This window comes from Nitrospiria bacterium, from assembly GCA_036397255.1.
GTDB lineage: Bacteria > Nitrospirota > Nitrospiria > DASWJH01 > DASWJH01 > DASWJH01.
In genome coordinates this window covers 1-19,517 of the sequence record DASWJH010000112.1, presented here as the reverse complement: position 1 = coordinate 19,517, position 19,517 = coordinate 1, and the positions used below count along the sequence as shown (strand labels likewise).

The following is a 19,517-nucleotide window of genomic DNA, read 5'->3' as shown; positions in this document are numbered from 1 at the left end:
AAAAAATCCAAGTTCTTACCTTTAGAAAGCGGGCGCCACAAAATCATTTGGGAATGACGAAGACCTTCTGGATTTCCGCTCCCCGCTTAAACCATACGGGGACAAGTTTCGCGGGAATGACGGCCTTAATTTTTTCTCGTATTTCTAAGACACGACACTAGGCGGTGGCGACGCGGTCCCGGGAAACGCTCACACGGTTTCTTCCTCTTTCTTTAGAAAGATAAAGGGCCCGATCGGCCTTTTCAATCAGATCGGTGGGATTATCGGCATTGGAAGGAAAAGTGGCCAGACCTAAACTGATGGTCAGTTGTCCCCCTGGCAAAATCTTTTCACCCTCAAAAACATGATTTTCCATGGTCCGGCGAAGACGCTCGGCAAGGAACCGGGCCTTGAGTTTTTGGGTTTCCGGCATAATGATCGCAAACTCCTCTCCTCCATACCGCGCAGGAATATCCACCTCCCGGCTGATCATCCGAAGGAAAGAGCCTACCTTTTTCAGAACCTCATTTCCCTTTAAATGCCCGAAATGGTCGTTATAGGTTTTAAAATGATCAATATCGATCATGAGAAGAGTTAATTTCCGGTTATACCGCTTGGCACGGTTAATTTCCAAGTGAAGCTGCTGCAAAAAATGCCGGTGATTGTAAAGCTCGGTCAATTCATCTGTGATCGCCAGATGCCGGGCATTTTCAAGGTTTCGGGTTTTTTCAATGGTCATGGCGGCAATGGTAGACAACAGCCCCAAAAGGAAGACCTCCCGGGTGGAAAAATCCCGGACCTTAAAATCGTTCACATAGAGGATGCCGATAATTTTTCCCTCGGCGGCCAGGGTCACCGCAATTAATGATCGAATTTTTTCATTGACCATCATTGGGTTATCAAAATTTGGAAACTTTTGAATATCTGAGATGGCCAGAGGGGTTTTTTGGTTCAGAATGGTGCTGGTAAGCCCTCCTTTTCGGACCTCCCATTTTTGTTTCCTTGAAAAAGCTTTGCTAAATCCCCTTGCCGCGGCGAAATACATCTCCCCGCTTTTCTCATCAAAAAGGGCTAGATTTCCCGCAGGACATCCGATAAGCCGCAATGCATAATCCACTATGGTCGTATATAATTTCCCGATATTTTCACTGGCGGTCAGTTTGACTCCCAAACTGTAGAGAGATTGATATTCGGCCAGCAACCGCTCCGCCTCTTCTTTTTCCCGGATCCGATCATCAATGATCTTCCACATCAACTGCGCACTGAGCCCCCCGATGACCTCCACCCCCGAATTGGCATAGCGTTTTAAAGCCAACCGCATGGAATTATCCCCAGTTACATCAATGACCAGATGCGGTTTTTGATGGTTAAAAAGCTGTTCAAAACGGGTGGTGGTATAGATCCCGAACTCCTTTGCAATTTGAATCCCTGGGGCTTTTCGGTTTTGATCGGCTACGCCTGTTATTGTCACATGGGGGTTCCCGTGCAGTACATTGAGAAGGGCCGTCCCTCCCTTTCCTCCCCCAACAATGGCCACCTGAATCATTTCACCTCCTTTTGCTCAGAAGGTACCGTTGTCTGAACCATTTTTTTAAGTTCATCTAATTTATTTAAGGCTTGAAGGGGTGTCATTTTTAAAACGTCTATTTGTTGAAACGCCTCCATCAAACGGGAAAACGATTCTCTTTCAAAGGTGGTATCCATGTCTTCGTTAAAAAGGTCTTTTTGGGGAACAAGTGTTTCCTCGTTTTTTTGTTGGTGATGGAGTCTACCCTGAAATTGAATTTCTCCTTTTTCCAGGTTTTCCAAAATTTCTTTGGCCCGCTGTATGACCCCTTGAGGAAGACCTGCCAAGCGGGCCACCTGAATGCCGTAACTTTTATCCGATCCCCCGGCTTTGATTTTCCGAAGAAAAATGATCTCCTCGTTCCATTCTCGAACCAAGCTGTTGTAATTTTGGACACCCGAATGGGTGACTGCCAGGTCCATCAATTCATGGTAGTGTGTTGCAAATAACGTCCGGGCGCCCAAATTCGGGGCCTTTAAAATATGCTCTGCCACCGCCCAAGCAATACTCAACCCATCAAATGTGCTGGTTCCCCGGCCCACCTCATCCAGAAGAATCAAGCTTCGCGGGGTGGCATTGTGCAAAATATTGGCTGTTTCGTTCATTTCTAACATAAAAGTACTTTGCCCTGCCACCAAATTATCCGAGGCACCCACCCGTGTGAAAATCCGGTCAACCATTCCGATGGTTGCGGATTTAGCGGGAACAAAGCTCCCCATCTGGGCCATGATTGCTATCAGCGCAACCTGCCTCATATAGGTGGATTTCCCCGCCATGTTGGGCCCCGTAATAATCAACAAGCGATGCCCTTCTCCATCCAAATAGGTATCATTGGGAACAAAACCCCGGTCCGAAATAAATTGCTCAAGTACCGGGTGCCGCCCATCGGCTATATCGATGACCCTTTCCAGGGTCACCACCGGTTTAACATAGTGATTTCGATTGGCCGCTTCCCCCAAAGAAGACAATACATCAATTTGGGCCACCACCTGGGCCATGGCCTGAACCCGTGAGGTTTCTTGTACCACCTTCCGACGAATATCCTGAAAGAGGTCCAATTCCAAAGCCTGAATCTTCTCCTCTGCACCCAAAACCTTTCCCTCAAGTTCCTTCAGCTTCGGAGTAAAAAATCGTTCCGCATTGACCAGGGTCTGTTTTCGAATAAAATCGGGGGGCACTTTAGAAAGATGGGATTTGGTCACTTCGATATAATACCCAAAAACCTGATTGTAACGGACCTTTAACGATTCAATTCCGCTCCTTTTTCGCTCCTCCCGCTCCATTTGAGCAATCCAATTTTTCCCTTCTCGGGCAACCGTTCGCAATTCATCCAAACCTTCATGAAAACCATCCCGAATCAATCCCCCATCTTTGACGGATACAGGGGGGGACTCTTGAATCGCTTTGTCAATGCAGAGGGCAACAGCCTCCAAACTGTCCCAATGTTTTAAAAAGGACCGAAGCAGGGGGGCTTTGGCGTCTTGAAGGGTTTGATACAGGTCAGGAAGTTTCTTTAAAGACGTTTTCAATGCCACCAGGTCACGTGCATTTCCCAATTCCAAACTGATCCGGCTGATCAACCGTTCCATATCGGAAATCTCAGCGAGAGCCTTTCGCACCTCATGACGAAGAGGCATTTCGTTTACAAATTCTTCCACCGCCCCCTGGCGCTTTTCAACCTCTTCAATATCCACCAAAGGATGAAGAACCCAGTCCCTCAAAGCCCTGGCTCCCATGGCGGTAAGGCTAAAATCCAAAACACTCAGAAGAGCATTTTCTTTTTTTCCCTCCATTAAACTCCGAACCAATTCCAAATTGCGCTGGGTGAGAGAATCCAAGATCATATGAGAATCGGGGCGGTACACACTAAGGCCGTGTATATGATTCAAGGAGGGAAGACAAATCTCTTGAAGATACTGCAACAGGGACCCGGCGGCTGAAATTCCAAATGAAAACCCCTGGCATCCAAAACCATCCAAGGAATGAACCTTAAAATGCTCCAAGAGGCGCCGATGGGATTGATCCGACCCGAAATAAATTTCTTTTCTTAGATTGACACGAACACCGGATGAAAAATTCTGGATCAGGGATTTAAGATCAGGGGGTGCCGTTTCCGATATTAACACTTCGGAAGGGGCCAATCGTCCCAATTCATTTTCCAAACCGAACCGGGCTTTGGGTCCCTCAAATTGGGTTAACCGAAAATATCCCGTTGAAAGATCCAGAAAAGATAGGCCATAAGCTTGGGGACCAACCGCAATCGCAGCAAGGAAATTATTTTCTCCTTGATTAAGGAGATCATCTTCCAAGAGGGTTCCCGGGGTCACCACCCGAACCACTTCCCGCCGGACAATCCCCCTGCCGGTTTGAGTATCCTCCATTTGTTCACAGATGGCCACGTTTTGCCCGGCGCGAATGAGTTTGGCCACATAACCGTTGGCGGAATGGTACGGAACCCCGCACATGGGGATTTGGTTCTCCTTATTTTTATCTCGAGAGGTTAGGGTAATTCCCAATATTTTTGAGGCAAGGACGGCATCATCAGAAAACATTTCATAGAAATCTCCCAAACGAAAAAAGAGAATCGCCTGTTGATAACGGTCTTTAATTTCCTGGTATTGACGCATCAAAGGTGTAGTGTCGGCCATACAATTTCCTTTAGGAGGGCAGTCCTAGAGGGCCTCCCCATCTCTAAAATTCTTGGGTCTCTTCATCAAAAAAGGATTCTCCCTTCTTCTCAGATTTAGAGATGGAATGACGCTGGTTGAGCTCCGTTTCCAACCGTTGAAGTGTCCGTTCATGGCGTCGGATCCGGATGCGATTTTTGACCCATTCGGGCAACAGTAAAATAACGGTCATCATCATCCCAAAGAAAAATACCCCAAGAATGACCAAATAAACAGGAAAAGGGGAACTTTCGTAACCAAAGAAATAGTGGAAGGTGATCGTTTTCTCCAGATTTTTGATCGCAAACGTAAATATGACAATAACGAAAATTAAAACGAAAACAAAACGAACCATCATTTCCTTTTCTTCCCATTTTTTTTAAAAAAAGGAAGTAATGTTTTAAAGGTGGCCGTAAGATGCTGAGGAATGACCCTTGATTCAGCCAAAACTGGCATAAAGTTGGTATCCCCGTTCCACCTCGGAACAATATGAACATGGACATGAGATTTGATCCCCGCTCCCGCCACCTTCCCCACGTTAACTCCGATATTAAACCCCTCCGGGGAAATGGCCTTTCGAAGCGCCTGAGTGGATCGGTTGGTGGTCTGCACTAAATCCAACAGTTCTGGGTCTTTTAATTTTTCAAGCCGGTCAACATGCCGGTAGGGGGAAACCAGCAGGTGGGAATTGTTGTAGGGATAGACATTCATCATGACATAGGAGTAAGTGGATCGGAAAAGAATAAAAGTTTTCGGGTCCTGGTTTGCCTTTGGTTTAGTGCAAAAAATGCACCCCTTGGGTTTGCTCTGCTGAATATAGGCCATTCGCCATGGCGCCCAAAGCTTTTTCACGATCCCCTTTTTAACCTGCGTTTCCGGGCTGAACAGACAACCCCAATTCTTTCATGATCTGCTGCATATCATCCCATACCTTTCGTTTTTCATTTGGATTGCGAAGAAGATAAGCGGGATGAAAAGTCGCCATCACTTTTATTCCTTCATAGAGGTGAAATTTTCCTCTGAGCTGTGAAATTTTTAAATTAGTTTTTAATAGGGTTTGGGCCGCAAAAGTTCCCAACGCACATACCACTTGTGGCTGAATAGCCACAACCTGTTTGTGGAGGAAAGGTTCACAGCTGGAGATTTCATCCGGTTCGGGATTACGGTTATTGGGAGGCCGGCATTTGACAATGTTGGCGATATACACGTCACTCCGCTTGAGTCCCATGGCCCCGATGATGCGTGTGAGGAGCTGTCCTGCTTTTCCCACAAAGGGCTCCCCTTGGACATCTTCTTCATACCCAGGCCCTTCTCCCACAAACATCAGTTGTGCATCCGGATTTCCAACGCCAAACACGATCTGGGTTCGGGTTGAATGAAGTTTGCACCGGGTACAATCCCCCAACTCTTCACGAATGGCCTTTAAAGGGTCTTCGGGGTTGAGGGGATGTTCATCATTTTCAAATATGACTTCTTCAATCCCAAGGTCTCTTTGATAATGCAGAAACTCCTGAGCATCCATGACCAATTGTCGAAAGGTTTCTTGGAGGGAAGGTGGGTCAGGCATCGGACTCCTTCTTCAGTGTTTCTTGATCCTTCCCCACCCAACGGCCCGTTAAACGCAAATAGGTCTCCCCCATTGGTTCAACCCGAAGTGTTCGTTCTTCACTGGAGGGAATTAGAAACCGTATCAGCATTTTCTCCGAAGGGAGGAAGGGAAGGGCACGCTCACCCCATTCAATGACCGTCACCCAGTCCTCCACGAAATAGTCCACCAATCCCAAGGCCTCGATGGCTTCTATCTTCTCAAGACGGAAAAGATCCACATGGGCCAGGTTTTGGCGCCCCGTATGTTCATGAATGAGAGTAAAGGTGGGACTGGTGATTTCTTCCTGAGAAATATCCAACCCCATGGCCAAACCTTTTACAAAACAGGTTTTTCCAGCCCCAAGATCTCCAATCAGACCAATGACCTCCCCTCCCTCCAAAAGTTCGCCCAACAGGTAGCCCAACCGTTGAGTTTCTTTTTGACTGGTGGTGGTGAAACTGGCAATCGGGGTTTCATCAGGCATGGGCTTCTTGGGTTCCTTCCTTGGAACTTTAAAAACGTGAATCAGAAATAAAAACCGCGGGCCTCCGGCATTTAAAAAATCATGCCCCAGAACTATTCCAAATCTCTGAGGGCCGCCGGCAACTGTTCAATTAAATCTCGCGTAATCAACCCCCGGGTCCCTTTTTCCTTCAATGCAAAATCCCCCGCTAAACCATGGATAAATGTCCCCGCAATGGCCGAATCCAATGGAGAAAGACCCTGGGCTAAAAACCCTGCAATCACCCCTGTGAGGGCATCACCTATCCCCGCAGTAGCCATCCCGGGATTTCCAGTTGGATTTAAATAGGTCTCCCCATGAGGATCTGCAACCAGTGTTTTGGCCCCTTTTAGAACCACCCATTGCCCGCACGTTTGGGCCAGTTTCCGAACTGACCCAAGGCGATCCTTTTCAACCTCACTTGAAGTGATTCCCAATAACCGCCCCATTTCTCCGGGATGAGGGGTGAGAATGATGGGAACCTGACATCGCTTCAGAATTCCAAGATGACCGGACAGGGCATTGAGTGCATCTGCATCCAGAACAGTGGGAACGGTTAATTGAGGTAAAATTCGTTGGATCAGTTCTTGTGTCTCGGGGTGCGTCGAAATTCCCGGACCCAGGGCCAGCGCGCGCTTTCCCTTCAGAAGGGATAGGATGGGTTCCTCCGCTTTGGTGGAAAAAGTTTGTTTTTGTGTTTCCGGCAAGGGATGGCTCATCACTTCCAATAGTTGAGCCGCCACAATAGAATGGATACTGGCGGGAGTGGCTAAGGTCACTAGCCCTGCCCCGGATCGCATTGCCGCCAAACTCGTTAAAATCGAAGCCCCGGTCGTGTTCCGCGCACCCGCTACTACGGCCACATGCCCAAAGAGACCTTTGTGACTCTTCATCGGCCGCTTGGGCAAAAGAGATTCAACCTGATCCCGAGTAATCACATGAAAAGAGCTGTTAACCTGTTCAAGTACCGACGGAGGAATCCCAATATCAACGATCGTCAAATCCCCGACATATTCCGCCCCCGGGAAAAAATAGCATCCCTGCTTCGGAAGTCCCATGGTTGCCGTAACCCATGCTTTCATGGCGACCCCCAAAACGTGACCTGAATCGGAATGAATTCCCGAAGGAATATCAATCGCCACTACCGGTAGATTTAAACTGTTAATGAAACGAACCAACTGAGCCACGAGCCCTTCCAGAGGAGAAGAAAGGCCTGTTCCGAAAAGCGCATCAATAATCAAATGACTCTCGGCAAGATCTTTTTTGACGGTCCTAAGATTTCCCGGGGTTACGGTAAAAATTTGTCCTCCCCATTTTTCAAAAAGAGAGAGATTGACTTTCGCATCCCCTTTAATTTGTTTGGGGTCAACGGCTAAGAAAACCTTTGGAATTGCCCCCATTTTCAGGAGATGTCGTGCCACCACATAACCGTCCCCCCCGTTGTTTCCCTTCCCAGCGACAATTGAAACAACTTTTTGAGAACAGGCCCCAAACCGTTTTTCGATTTCATGTAGGACCCCCAAACCGGCATGTTCCATAAGAAGAAGGCTCGGAACCCCGGCTTCTTCAATGGCTCGTTGATCCACCTCTCTCATCATTTTTCCTGTTACAATTTTCATTAAAATCCTAACGGAAACGTTTTAGGCCCGCCCTGTCAGAATGACCTGGCCAATGGAATATTCCGCTTCATGGGTTATGGAAACGTGAATTTGGGCTACATTCTTTTCCCTTAACAACTCCTGGACCCGGCCGGTTACTTTTACCTCCGGCCTCCCCTGGCCATTATTCAAAATTTCAATGTCAGCCCACCGGGTTCCTTTGCTGAACCCTGTTCCCATCGCTTTGAGCAAAGCCTCTTTCACCGCAAACCGACCGGAAAGATGCGGGTAAGGAAGAACAAATCCAAACGCATAATCCCGTTCCAGCGGGGTAAAAATTCTTTTTAGAAAACGATCTTTCCAGCGCTCAACCGCAGTTTTAATCCGTTCATTTTTTACCAAATCAATTCCGATTCCTACAATCATTAATTTTCCGTTTTTACAAAACGCCCCTCTGAAATGAGGGCTTTCATCTCCCGAACCGCTTGTTCCATCCCCACCAAAACGGCCCGTGAAACAATACTGTGCCCGATATTAAACTCCGAAATTTCGGGAATGGAAACCAACCGCTTAATGTTCCTGTAATTAAGGCCGTGGCCCGCATTGATGCCTAGCCCTAACTTAGAGGCTAGCCGGGTGGTATGGATAATCTGCCCCACCTCACGATCTTGTTCCTGGGGACGGGTCGCATTGGCAAAAGGTCCCGTATGAATTTCAATATAATCCCCATGAAGTTTATGAGCTGCTTTAACCTGGTCCAGGTTCGGATCGATAAAAAGGCTGACGATGATCCCCCCATCATGAAGAAGGGAAACCACTTCTTTGAGTTTTTCCCGGTGAGCTGCCACATCCAACCCACCCTCCGTCGTAAGCTCCGCACGTCGCTCGGGAACAAGGGTTACCATATCAGGCTTAATTTCAAGCGCTTTCTTGACCATCTCATCGGTGGGGGCAATTTCAAGATCTAGCTTGGTTTGAACAATTTCCCGTAAATAAAAAAGGTCACGATCCTGAACGTGCCGCCGATCTTCTCGAAGGTGCACCACAATTCCATCAGCCCCGCCCAGCTCTGCCAAAAGTGAGGCCAGAAGGGGCTCGGGTTCTTTCCCACCCCTGGCTTGGCGGAGGGTTGCAACATGGTCCACGTTGACCCCTAAAAGTGCCAAAATCGATCTCCTTTTCTGGTTGAAATGTTAGAAATTAAAAAGAGAGAATTGTCCCGCTACGCCTTAAAGAGCGCCCTGTACCGTTCCGAGCGGGCTCCGGCTCCGTACCCTTTATAAGAATTAAAGGCAATACAGTTAGAACGGGACTAGATTATGTCAAAAACACGAGAAATCGGTCAAGGAAATTTTGGCGAAATAAAAAAAAGGTTTTGGAAGGGGTTTATCGGGAAGAAAATTTCTTCTGAATTTTCTGGTCGGAAATCAATCTTAAATGGCGGGAGTTCTTTTGACGGTTCCTTACTTCTCCGATAATATTTCCAAGAAAAATAGCCCCAATGTCAAAAGGACGGCGCCCATAGTTCAATCGGGCTTTTCGGATGAGGTCCAGGAAATTATTGCCCCGTTCCATAATTCGACGCTCAATTACGCGGCCAATTTCCCTAATTTCTCCTGTTTGATAATTTTTGTGCAATACAGTCCATTCTTTCATATCATTTCTCCGGATAAAAGAAGCATAACATCTCTATTATACCAATTCCAAAACCGGGCTGCCAGTGACCAGTAAGACTTTGTTTTAATTGTCATATTTTGTCATAATGGTTTGACAATTGTCTGTTATTTCTTTATTATGAATCGGTTATGCAAAACCCGGCCTTTTTTTTATTGGGAACAGGGAACCCCAAAGGCAGCGCATCATGTTGTAAAAGCAAAACAAGTCGAGTTTTTAGCTGATGGAACCTTTTGAAAAAATAAATCGCCTTCCTCCCTACGTGTTTAGCATTGTAAACAGTATGAAAATCGAGTCGCGTCAGCGGGGAGAGGATATAATCGATTTTGGAATGGGAAATCCCGACCTTCCCACTCCTCCTCATGTGGTGGATAAATTAATCGAAGCGGTTCAAAATCCCAAGAACCATCGCTACTCCGCTTCCAGGGGCATTCAAAAATTAAGAATGGCGATAGTGAATTGGTATCAACGGAACTACGGGGTCTCCTTAGATCCTGAGACTGAGGTAATCGTCACCATTGGTTCAAAAGAAGGCATTTCCCATTTGGTTCTCGCAGCGATTGGTCCCGGGGATGTGGTGTTAACCCCCAGCCCAACCTATCCGATTCATACCTATAGCGTGATCATTTCCGGAGGACAGGTCCGGAGCATTCCTCTCAGTGCGGACCGGGATTTTTTCGAAGATATGACCCAGGCTTACAATGAGGCTTGGCCCAGGCCCAAAATGCTCATCATCAATTTTCCCCATAACCCTACTACCCAGGTTGTAGATGAAGGGTTTTTCAAAAAAATTGTGGATTTTGCTCAACAGAATAACATGATGGTGATCCATGATCTTGCCTACGCAGATTTGGTTTTTGATGGTTATAAAGCTCCCAGTTTCCTGCAGGTTCCAGGAGCGAAAGATATTGGCGTTGAATTTTTTACTCTGTCCAAAAGTTATAGCATGCCGGGATGGCGCGTGGGTTTTTGCGTTGGAAACAAGGAAATGATCGGGGCCCTTTCCAAAATTAAAAGCTATTTGGATTACGGAATTTTTCAGCCCATTCAAATTGCAAGCATTATCGCTTTAAACGGCCCCCAACACTGTGTTCAGGAGGTGGTGGAAATCTATCGAAACCGCAGAGACGTATTGGTCCAAGGACTAAACCGGATCGGATGGAAAGTGGAAAAACCCCGGGCCACCATGTTTGTCTGGGCAAAAATTCCGGAACCCTTTCGGGAAATGGGTTCTTTGGAATTTTCCAAACGCCTTTTAACTGAAGCCAGAGTGGCCGTCTCTCCGGGGATCGGTTTTGGAGCCAGTGGAGACGATTCGGTACGGTTTGCTTTGGTTGAAAATGAACACCGCACCCGCCAGGCAATCCAAGGGATCAAAAACATTCTCAAAAAGGGACCCTCATGAGTATCCGGAACCTTCACAAACCCAAACCGATTATGGTCGGAATCATCGGCTTAGGCACTGTGGGAACGGGAGTGGTCCGAATCCTTCAAGACAATCATGACGTGATCGAAAAACGCCTAGGGACTTCCTTAGAGATCAAAAAAATTTCAGATTTGGATGTGGAACGTGATCGAGGCCTAACCCTCGCCCCTGGAATACTGATTCCTGATGCCCAAACCATTTTAAATGATCCCGAAATCGAAATCGTCGTGGAATTAATTGGAGGTCATCACCCAGCCCGTGAATTCATTTTAGAGGCGCTCAAAAAAGGAAAACATGTGGTCACTGCTAATAAAGCCCTATTGGCTGAATGCGGGGAAGACCTTTTTCAAGCCGCCGAGGAAGCAGGTGTAGATCTTTTTTTTGAAGCCAGCGTGGGGGGAGGTATTCCCATAATCAGGATTTTGAAAGAGGGGTTAAGCGCCAACCGGATCGAGTCCATCTTTGGCATTATTAATGGGACCGCCAATTTCATTCTGACCAAAATGTCAGAGGAGGAAAAAAGTTTTGAGCAGTGCTTAGCAGAGGCACAGCAGCTCGGTTTTGCCGAGGCGGACCCTACCCTGGATATAGAAGGAATCGATTCGGCCCACAAATTGGCCATATTGGTAATGCTGGCATTTGGAACCCCCGTCTCACTTTCTGAGATTTATACCGAGGGCATTTCAAAGGTTTCCGCCATCGATATCGAATTTGCCAAGGAGTTTGGGTATGTCATTAAACTGCTTGCTATTGCAAAAGGAGGAATCAATACGGTAGAAGCCAGAGTCCATCCCACCATGGTTCCCAAAAACTACCTGATTGCAACGGTGGGAGGGGCTTATAATGCCGTATATGTCCAGGGAGACGCCGTGGGGAAAACCCTATTTTACGGGCGGGGAGCAGGGGATCTCCCGACAGGAAGTGCAGTGGTCAGTGACATGATGGAAATCGGAAGAAATATCCTGAAAGGGGCCGCCGGTAGACTTCCGGCTACCTCCTATCCTCTTAAACAAAGACGGGTGTTGAAAATTAAACCCATTGAGCAGATCGAAAGTCTTTATTATCTTCGGTTTATGGCTCAGGATCAGCCCAGGGTTTTGTCCAAAATTTCCGGTATCCTGGGGGACCACTCTATCAGTATATCTTCCGTTCTCCAAAAAGGGAGAAAAAAGAATGGGGCCGTCCCGGTCGTGATGATGACCCACCGGGCCCAGGAAAAAAATGTGCAGTTGGCTTTGAAAGAAATTCAAAACATGTCCCAAGTTCTTAATGAAACCGTTCTCATTCGAGTGGAAGGGGAAGAGGAATAAAGAATGGACCAACAACCTCGAAAAAAAAACTGGCAGGGGGTCATCCGGGAATATGCCCCCTATCTCCCGATCAGTGAACAAACACCCATTGTGACACTGTTGGAGGGAAACACCCCCTTATTTCGAGCCAAAAGACTGGCCCAGGTCATTGCGCCCACCGTTGAATTGTATCTTAAATTCGAAGGAATGAACCCCTCAGGATCTTTTAAAGACCGAGGGATGACTCTAGCCATCTCAAAAGCGGTGGAAGCGGGCTCCAAAACCGTCATCTGTGCTTCCACTGGAAACACATCGGCATCCGCTGCAGCGTATAGTGCCCATGCAGGTCTTGAAACCTTTGTTTTAATTCCCGAGGGAAAAATCGCCATGGGAAAACTGGCCCAAGCCATCATCCATGGTGCCACGGTGATTCAAGTGGAAGGTAATTTTGACCAAGCACTCAGTATTGTGAAGCAATTGTCCACTGATTTTTCCATTACTTTGGTCAATTCCATTAACCCCCATCGCCTCGAGGGCCAGAAAACCGCCGCCTTTGAGGTTTGTGATGCTTTGGGGGAAGCGCCTGAATTTCATTTTTTGCCCGTTGGAAATGCAGGAAACATTACCGCTTACTGGAAAGGTTATCAAGATTACCGCAGGCATAATAAAATTACCCGGTTTCCAAAAATGATGGGTTTTCAAGCAGAAGGAGCCGCTCCCATTGTGTTAGGAAGAGTGGTCGAAAATCCCAAAACGGTTGCAACCGCCATTCGAATCGGCAATCCCGCCAGTTGGAAAAGCGCCTTGAAGGCAAGAGATGAATCAGGGGGAATAATTGATCGGATTTCCGATGAGGAGATACTGGAGGCTTACCAAAAGGTGGCCAGTTTGGAGGGAATATTCTGCGAACCGGCATCCGCCGCATCCGTTGCCGGTTTGGCCAAATGGTATCAAAAGGGTCAACTCCAAGAAGGAGGGATTGTGGTCTGCACACTGACAGGCCATGGATTGAAAGATGCGGGAATAGCCCTGGAGGTTTCTCAAAAACCCATTTCCGTAAAAGCGGACTTCCAGGAAGTGGCCAAGGTAATGGGTCTTTAAAGTTATGAGCTTGATCGTTCAAAAATATGGAGGAACCTCCGTGGGAAGCGTTGAGCGGATACAAAGAATCGCTAAACGGGTTGCGGCAACTCGAGATCAAGGCCACCGAATAGTGGTTGTGGTCTCCGCCATGGGAGGGGAGACCGACCGTCTCATTCAACTGGCACATCAGGTGTGTGAAGCCCCCAACGAACGGGAAATGGACATGCTCCTTTCCACCGGTGAGCGGGTGACCATTGCCCTGTTGAGTATGGCCCTTCAGCAACTGAAAGTACCTGCCTGCTCCTTTACCGGCCGCCAGGTGGGAATTTTTACCGACAGCGTTCATACAAAGGCAAGAATTGAAAAAATCTCTGCGGATCGGCTGAATGAAGCCCTTGAGGAAGGTGTGATTCCTGTCGTCGCCGGGTTTCAGGGCATTAATCAAAAATCAGACGTCACCACCCTTGGACGAGGAGGATCCGACACCACCGCGGTGGCGTTGGCGGCAGCCCTGAAGGCGGACTTCTGCGATATTTTTACAGATGTGGATGGGGTTTTTACCACCGATCCCAATATCGTTCCTTCCGCGCGAAAGCTCCACAAGATTTCCTATGAGGAGATGTTAGAGATGGCCTCCTTAGGGGCAAAAGTACTCAATACCCGTTCGGTGGGGTTTGCCATGATCTACCAGGTCCCTGTGAGGGTTCGTTCCAGTTTTAACGATAACCCCGGAACCTTGGTCACAAAGGAGGACCTTGAAATGGAACAAGTGGTCGTCTCAGGTATCACCTATGATAAAAACCAAGCGAAAATCACAATTCCCGCCGTGCCGGATAAACCCGGAATTGCTTCACGGATTTTCTCTGCGATAGCCGACTACAACATCATTGTGGATACCATTATTCAAAACATCAGCCACGACGGTCTCACCGATATCTCTTTCACCGTTCCACGGGATGATGCAAAAAAAGCAGGGGAACTCGTTTCAAAAATCACAAAGGAAATCGGGGCAAAGGAAGTCCAGATCAAAGAAGACGTGGCCAACGTTTCCATTATCGGTGTGGGGATGCGGTCCCACTCAGGGGTCGCGGCAAAAATGTTTTCTTCTCTGGCCCAGGAAGGGATCAATATTCTCATGATCAGCACCTCCGAGATAAAAATCTCCTGTGTGATTGATGCGCGGTACGCGGAATTGGCGGTGAGGACCTTACACGATGCCTTTGAACTTGGGAAAAAATAAACAGAAGGTTAAAGGAACCCCAATGCCTTTGATTGATATTTACGACACTACTTTAAGAGATGGTGCTCAGGCAGAGGATGTCTCCTTTTCGGTGGAAGACAAATTAAGAGTCACCCAGAAATTGGATGAACTGGGGGTTCCCTACATTGAAGGAGGATGGCCGGGGGCCAACCCAAAAGATGTCAAATATTTTCAGGAGGTCCGGAAACTTAACCTGAAAAATGCAAAAGTCGTGGCCTTTGGCTCCACCCGCAAAGGAGACTCCAAAGTCGGTAAGGATTCAAATATTAAAGAACTGGTGGCGGCCGGGACCGAGATTGTCACCATATTTGGAAAAAGCTGGGATCTCCACGCCAGGGAAATTTTAAGGGTATCATTGAAAAAAAACCTGGAACTGATTGAAGATTCCGTTGCCTATCTGATTTCTAAAGGTAAAAGGGTATTCTACGACGCGGAACACTTTTTTGACGGATTTAGGGCAAACCCGGAATATGCCATCAAAACCCTTGAAAAAGCCCAAGAGGCTGGAGCGGAATGTATCATCTTATGCGACACCAAGGGGGGAACCATGCCTTGGGAGTTGAGGACCGCCTTCGGTCAAGTCAGAAGGGAAATCAGTATCCCCCTTGGGATTCATGCACACAATGATTCAGAAATGGCAGTGGCCAACTCGCTGATCGCGGTGGAGTTAGGCGCGACACAGGTTCAAGGCACCATCAATGGTTTTGGAGAACGGTGTGGGAACGCCAACCTTTGCTCGGTCATTCCCAATTTGCAGTTCAAAATGGGCATTGAATGCCTTTCAAAAGAGCGCCTTCAAAACCTTTTGGGAACCTCCCGATTCGTGAGCGAAATTGCCAATCTTTCCCCCAACAAGCATCAGCCTTATGTTGGTGAATCGGCTTTTGCCCACAAGGGAGGAGTCCACGTTCACGCCGTTCAAAAAAACCCGGAGACCTATGAGCATATCCCCCCCGGCAATGTGGGAAACCGGCAGCGCATCCTGGTTTCCGATTACGCCGGGCGAAGCAATCTATTAATTAAAGCAAAAGATTACGGCATTCGCATGAAAAAAAAGGACCCCAAACTCCAGGAGGTACTGAAAACCCTCAAGGAATTAGAAGAAATGGGGTTCCAATTCGAGGGGGCCGAGGGTTCATTTGAGCTTCTCATGAGAAAAGCTAAGGGAACCTATAAACGGTTCTTTGACCTGGTGGGGTTTCGGGTCATTGTGGAGAAAAGGAAGGAAGGGGAAAATCCCATTTCAGAGGCCACCATCATGGTAAAGGTAAAGGGAGAAATTGAGCACACAGCCGCCGTGGGGGACGGCCCTGTGAATGCGCTGGATCATGCCTTAAGACGGGCTTTGGAGAAATTCTATCCCTCTCTCAAATCCGTTCGCCTGCTGGACTATAAAGTTCGCGTTCTGGCTGCAAACCAGGGAACGGCATCGAAAGTTCGGGTTCTTATCGAATCAGGAGACCAGCATCGGAAATGGGAAACCGTGGGGGTATCGGAAAACATTATTGAAGCCAGCTGGCAGGCTTTGGTAGACAGTATTGAATATAAACTTCTAAAAGAAGAATCCTAGAAGGTTACCTTTAGCAGCGATTCTAAAACTGCTTGACATTAATGACAACCTATTGTATTTTAAACCCAATTTCTTGCTTTGAGACCGATTCCACCGGGAGGAAAGGATGAGGAAATCCGATATTGCAAATGACGTATATGAGAAAGTGGGAATATCGAAAAAAGAAGCCGCAGATATTGTTGAGATCATACTCAATACGATCAAATCGGTACTCCAACAGGGTGAGACTGTAAAGATAGCTGGTTTTGGAAATTTCGTAGTAAGAAAGAAAAGAGCCAGAAAAGGAAGGAATCCGAAGACGGGGGAAGAAATCGGAATTACGCCCCGAAAAGTCGTTACCTTCCGGCCAAGCCAGGTCTTTAAAAAATTTGTAAACCCGTAAGTTCCTTTTCCCGTTTATCGGAACGTGTGTTATGGATCGGGTTTACCTCTACCCTAATGGGTTCATCTCCATACGGGAAAAAGAGAAGCTAAGGTCCAATCCGCTGGAAAGAAAAAGGCAAACGGGTGGACCTAATACAGTGGCGATGAACCTGAACCTTGTGGTTTTTATCGGAATTCACTGATCGGATCTTGGATTCAATTCAAGAGATGCTCATACACGAAGGAAAAACACAAACCGAAAAGGTTTTCTTTAAGATCGGCGAGGTAAGTCATATCACCGGTCTGGAACCCTATGTTTTAAGGTTTTGGGAAGCGGAATTCTCAACCCTCCACCCCCGAAAAAATCGGGGAGGCCAGCGGGTTTATATAGACCGGGATATTCAGGTCATCCTGCGAATCAAAAAAATGTTGTACGAAGAAGGATTTACCATTGCTGGTGCAAAAAAGAAAATCAATGAAGAACGACAGCCCAAGAAAGAAGATCAGGAAAAAAAAGGAAACTCCAAAATCATAAACCGGATCAAATTAGAGCTTGAAGACATCCTGCAAACCCTTGGGCCAAAGGATAATTAATTCCACCTAGAAAAAAAAATAGGGATTGAATGGCGATAGATAAAAAACCGGGATTTAAAACTCTTCAGGATCCAAAAAAAACCGTAAGGCAGGGATCCCCTTCAAGTCCGGGGCGTAGCGCAGCCCGGTAGCGCACTCCCTTGGGGTGGGAGTGGTCGCTGGTTCAAATCCAGTCGCCCCGACCATTTTTTACCACAACACCTGGGCAGTGGAAATTCCGCTGCCCAGCTTCGGTAGTCAGAGTACCTCCCGGACCTCCCCTGGCCATCATCGACAATGAGAAAGACGGGAACGAAAAAATCACAGCTGCGATGGCAGCTTTTTTTATTATGAAACAGAGGAACGTGTTTGATTATCCTGGTTTCCAATGATGATGGTGTCCACTCCCCCGGTTTACACCTCCTTGCGGAACGGTTAGGCGCACTTGGAGAGGTATACGTGGTTGCTCCCGACCGGGAGCGAACCGCCGCCAGCCATGCCCTTACGCTCCATAAACCCCTCCGCGTCGAATGTTTAAAAGAACGGGTGTACAGTGTGAATGGAACCCCCACTGACTGCGTTAACCTGGCCGTGAACCATATATTACCGGAAAAACCGGCTCTTCTGGCCTCGGGGATCAATAAGGGCGGAAATTTAGGTGATGATGTCACCTACTCGGGAACAGTTTCCGCTGCCATGGAAGGCATTCTGTTGGGAATTCCCTCCTTTGCCGTTTCCTTAGTCGCCAAAAAAGATTTTAATTTTGAAGGGGCGGCCGACTTTTCGTTAAAACTGGGGACTCAAATCCTAAAAAGAGGGCTTCCCCATTACACCCTTTTAAATGTCAATGTACCCAATCTCCCTTCCAAAGAAATTCAAGGAGTTCAAATGACTTCTTTGGGAAAAAGGATTTATGATGAAGATCTGGTCATCGAAAATATCGATCCCCGCGGAAAACATTACTATTGGATTGCCGGAAACCAAATCCGATGGGAAGAAGGGAAAGAAACCGACAACATTGCCATTGATTCCAATCAAATATCGGTCACGCCGGTCCACCTGGATCTGACCCATTATGACGCCTTACCGAAACTCAAAGCGTGGTTACCCGATCTAAATCCATCGTAAAATCAGGGCTCACCTTGGACGCTTACGATCGCGCAAGAAAAAAAATGGTTGAGGAACAACTCATCAGCAGGGGGATTAAAGATCCCCGTGTTCTAGAGGCCATGGGCAAAGTTCCTCGTCATCTTTTTGTCGAAGAGGCCCTTTGGGAACGGGCCTATGGAGACCATGCGCTCCCCATCGGTGAAAAACAAACCATCTCCCAGCCCCTGATGGTCGCACTGATGACCGAAGCCCTTTCGTTGAAAGGAACCGAAAAGGTCTTGGAAATCGGCACCGGATCAGGATATCAAACCGCAGTTCTCGCTGAAATTTCAGCGAAAGTCTATTCCATTGAACGGATCAAAAGCTTGGCACTTCGTGCCCGGGATCTTTTGGACAAACTTCAATATCAAAATGTGGTCATTAAACAATTCGACGGAACATACGGGTGGAAAGAATGCTCCCCTTTTGATGCCATATTAGTCACAGCAGGGTCTCCAGACATTCCCCAAGTTCTTGTGGACCAACTGGCTGACGGAGGTCGGTTGATCATTCCCGTGGGTGACCGGAAATCTCAAACCTTAAAAAAAGTCATAAAAACCCGTGCAGGACTGATAACCTCATCTCATACCCCCTGCGTCTTCGTACCCCTAATTGGAACCTATGGATGGAAGGTAGAAACCGATAACGGGGGTTAACGGCTTTGGCATGATTAAAATTTTCAACACAATCAAAGGGAAAAAAGAGGTCTTCCAGCCACGGCAAAAAGGCCACGTTGGAATCTATGTGTGCGGTGTAACCGTTTACGACAAATGCCACCTGGGCCATGCCCGCTCCGCCATCGTCTTTGATATGATCCGCCGTTATTTCGAATTTAAAGGCGAGCAAGTCACTTATGTCAAAAATTATACCGATGTGGATGACAAAATTATTAACCGCGCACAAGAAGAAGGTCGTCCCTGGAAAGACATTGCGGCCAAATACATCAAAGAATATGAAAACGATATGAAACGGCTGGGGGTATTACCCCCTCAGCAGGAGCCCAAGGCAACGGAACATATCGAAGAGATGAAAACCATCATCTCTAAACTGATGGAAAAAAATACAGCTTATGCCGTAGACGGCGATGTGTTTTTCGCGGTAAATCAATTCCCCGAATATGGAAAACTCTCCAAGCGAAACTTGGAAGAAATGATGGCCGGGGCACGGGTTGAAGTGGACAGCCGAAAGCGAAACCCATTAGATTTCGCCCTTTGGAAATCCTCCAAACC

General features: G+C 47.4%; 20 protein-coding genes and 1 tRNA gene. 11 read left to right on the top strand and 10 right to left on the bottom strand.

Annotated elements, in window-relative coordinates; translation table 11 throughout:
* Positions 1-157 precede the first annotated feature (157 nt).
* From VGB26_15200 to VGB26_15155, 10 genes are all read right to left on the bottom strand, one after another.
* Positions 158-1,525: a diguanylate cyclase gene (locus VGB26_15200; protein ID HEX9759119.1), complete on the bottom strand. Its 1,368-nt coding sequence runs from the start codon at positions 1,523-1,525 to the stop codon at positions 158-160.
* On the bottom strand, positions 1,522-4,194 hold the full coding sequence (gene mutS, locus VGB26_15195; GenBank protein HEX9759118.1) for a DNA mismatch repair protein MutS: 2,673 nt from the start codon (positions 4,192-4,194) through the stop codon (positions 1,522-1,524). Before mutS ends, VGB26_15200 begins: the two co-directional genes overlap by 4 nt.
* A gap of 43 nt (positions 4,195-4,237) precedes the next feature.
* A complete protein-coding gene (locus VGB26_15190; protein HEX9759117.1) occupies positions 4,238-4,570 on the bottom strand; it encodes a LapA family protein in 333 nt (110 codons plus the stop codon).
* Positions 4,567-5,064, bottom strand: a complete 498-nt coding sequence (locus VGB26_15185; GenBank protein ID HEX9759116.1) for an HIT domain-containing protein — start codon at positions 5,062-5,064, stop codon at positions 4,567-4,569. The genes VGB26_15190 and VGB26_15185 overlap by 4 nt, the downstream gene beginning before the upstream one ends.
* Before the next feature lie 10 nt (positions 5,065-5,074).
* Positions 5,075-5,779, bottom strand: a complete 705-nt coding sequence (locus VGB26_15180) for a uracil-DNA glycosylase (protein ID HEX9759115.1) — start codon at positions 5,777-5,779, stop codon at positions 5,075-5,077.
* The gene (gene tsaE, locus VGB26_15175) at positions 5,772-6,284 is read right to left on the bottom strand and encodes a tRNA (adenosine(37)-N6)-threonylcarbamoyltransferase complex ATPase subunit type 1 TsaE (GenBank protein ID HEX9759114.1); all 513 of its coding nucleotides are present in this window, start codon (positions 6,282-6,284) and stop codon (positions 5,772-5,774) included. Before tsaE ends, VGB26_15180 begins: the two co-directional genes overlap by 8 nt.
* 92 nt (positions 6,285-6,376) lie before the next feature.
* Positions 6,377-7,921, bottom strand: a complete 1,545-nt coding sequence (locus tag VGB26_15170) for an NAD(P)H-hydrate dehydratase (GenBank protein ID HEX9759113.1) — start codon at positions 7,919-7,921, stop codon at positions 6,377-6,379.
* A 21-nt stretch (positions 7,922-7,942) separates the two neighbouring features.
* Positions 7,943-8,326 carry a holo-ACP synthase gene (gene acpS, locus VGB26_15165; protein HEX9759112.1) on the bottom strand — a complete coding sequence of 128 codons (384 nt, stop codon included), beginning with the start codon at positions 8,324-8,326 and terminating at the stop codon, positions 7,943-7,945.
* A complete protein-coding gene (locus VGB26_15160; protein HEX9759111.1) occupies positions 8,326-9,066 on the bottom strand; it encodes a pyridoxine 5'-phosphate synthase in 741 nt (246 codons plus the stop codon). Before VGB26_15160 ends, acpS begins: the two co-directional genes overlap by 1 nt.
* A gap of 220 nt (positions 9,067-9,286) precedes the next feature.
* Positions 9,287-9,556 carry a hypothetical protein gene (locus VGB26_15155; GenBank protein ID HEX9759110.1) on the bottom strand — a complete coding sequence of 90 codons (270 nt, stop codon included), beginning with the start codon at positions 9,554-9,556 and terminating at the stop codon, positions 9,287-9,289.
* A gap of 241 nt (positions 9,557-9,797) precedes the next feature.
* On the opposite strand from VGB26_15155, the gene alaC reads away from it, so the two are divergent.
* The 11 genes from alaC to VGB26_15100 form a co-directional block, all read left to right on the top strand.
* Positions 9,798-10,979, top strand: a complete 1,182-nt coding sequence (alaC, locus tag VGB26_15150) for an alanine transaminase (protein HEX9759109.1) — start codon at positions 9,798-9,800, stop codon at positions 10,977-10,979.
* Entirely contained in the window at positions 10,976-12,310 is a 1,335-nt protein-coding gene (locus VGB26_15145; GenBank protein HEX9759108.1) for a homoserine dehydrogenase, read from the top strand. Before alaC ends, VGB26_15145 begins: the two co-directional genes overlap by 4 nt.
* Before the next feature lie 3 nt (positions 12,311-12,313).
* Positions 12,314-13,390: a threonine synthase gene (gene thrC / locus VGB26_15140; protein HEX9759107.1), complete on the top strand. Its 1,077-nt coding sequence runs from the start codon at positions 12,314-12,316 to the stop codon at positions 13,388-13,390.
* Between the two features lie 4 nt (positions 13,391-13,394).
* The gene (locus tag VGB26_15135; protein ID HEX9759106.1) at positions 13,395-14,612 is read left to right on the top strand and encodes an aspartate kinase; all 1,218 of its coding nucleotides are present in this window, start codon (positions 13,395-13,397) and stop codon (positions 14,610-14,612) included.
* Between the two features lie 22 nt (positions 14,613-14,634).
* Positions 14,635-16,203, top strand: coding sequence for a citramalate synthase (cimA, locus tag VGB26_15130; GenBank protein ID HEX9759105.1), 1,569 nt, complete (start codon positions 14,635-14,637; stop codon positions 16,201-16,203).
* A 106-nt stretch (positions 16,204-16,309) separates the two neighbouring features.
* Positions 16,310-16,585 (top strand): integration host factor subunit alpha, encoded by a 276-nt coding sequence (locus VGB26_15125; GenBank protein HEX9759104.1) that lies wholly within the window; start codon positions 16,310-16,312, stop codon positions 16,583-16,585.
* A 209-nt stretch (positions 16,586-16,794) separates the two neighbouring features.
* On the top strand, positions 16,795-17,160 hold the full coding sequence (locus VGB26_15120; GenBank protein HEX9759103.1) for a MerR family transcriptional regulator: 366 nt from the start codon (positions 16,795-16,797) through the stop codon (positions 17,158-17,160).
* A 108-nt stretch (positions 17,161-17,268) separates the two neighbouring features.
* A tRNA-Pro gene (locus tag VGB26_15115) sits at positions 17,269-17,345 on the top strand.
* Between the two features lie 163 nt (positions 17,346-17,508).
* The gene (gene surE, locus VGB26_15110) at positions 17,509-18,267 is read left to right on the top strand and encodes a 5'/3'-nucleotidase SurE (protein HEX9759102.1); all 759 of its coding nucleotides are present in this window, start codon (positions 17,509-17,511) and stop codon (positions 18,265-18,267) included.
* Between the two features lie 14 nt (positions 18,268-18,281).
* Positions 18,282-18,944: a protein-L-isoaspartate(D-aspartate) O-methyltransferase gene (locus VGB26_15105; GenBank protein HEX9759101.1), complete on the top strand. Its 663-nt coding sequence runs from the start codon at positions 18,282-18,284 to the stop codon at positions 18,942-18,944.
* A gap of 10 nt (positions 18,945-18,954) precedes the next feature.
* A partial coding sequence (locus tag VGB26_15100) for a class I tRNA ligase family protein (protein ID HEX9759100.1) occupies positions 18,955-19,517 on the top strand: 563 nt, incomplete at its 3' end.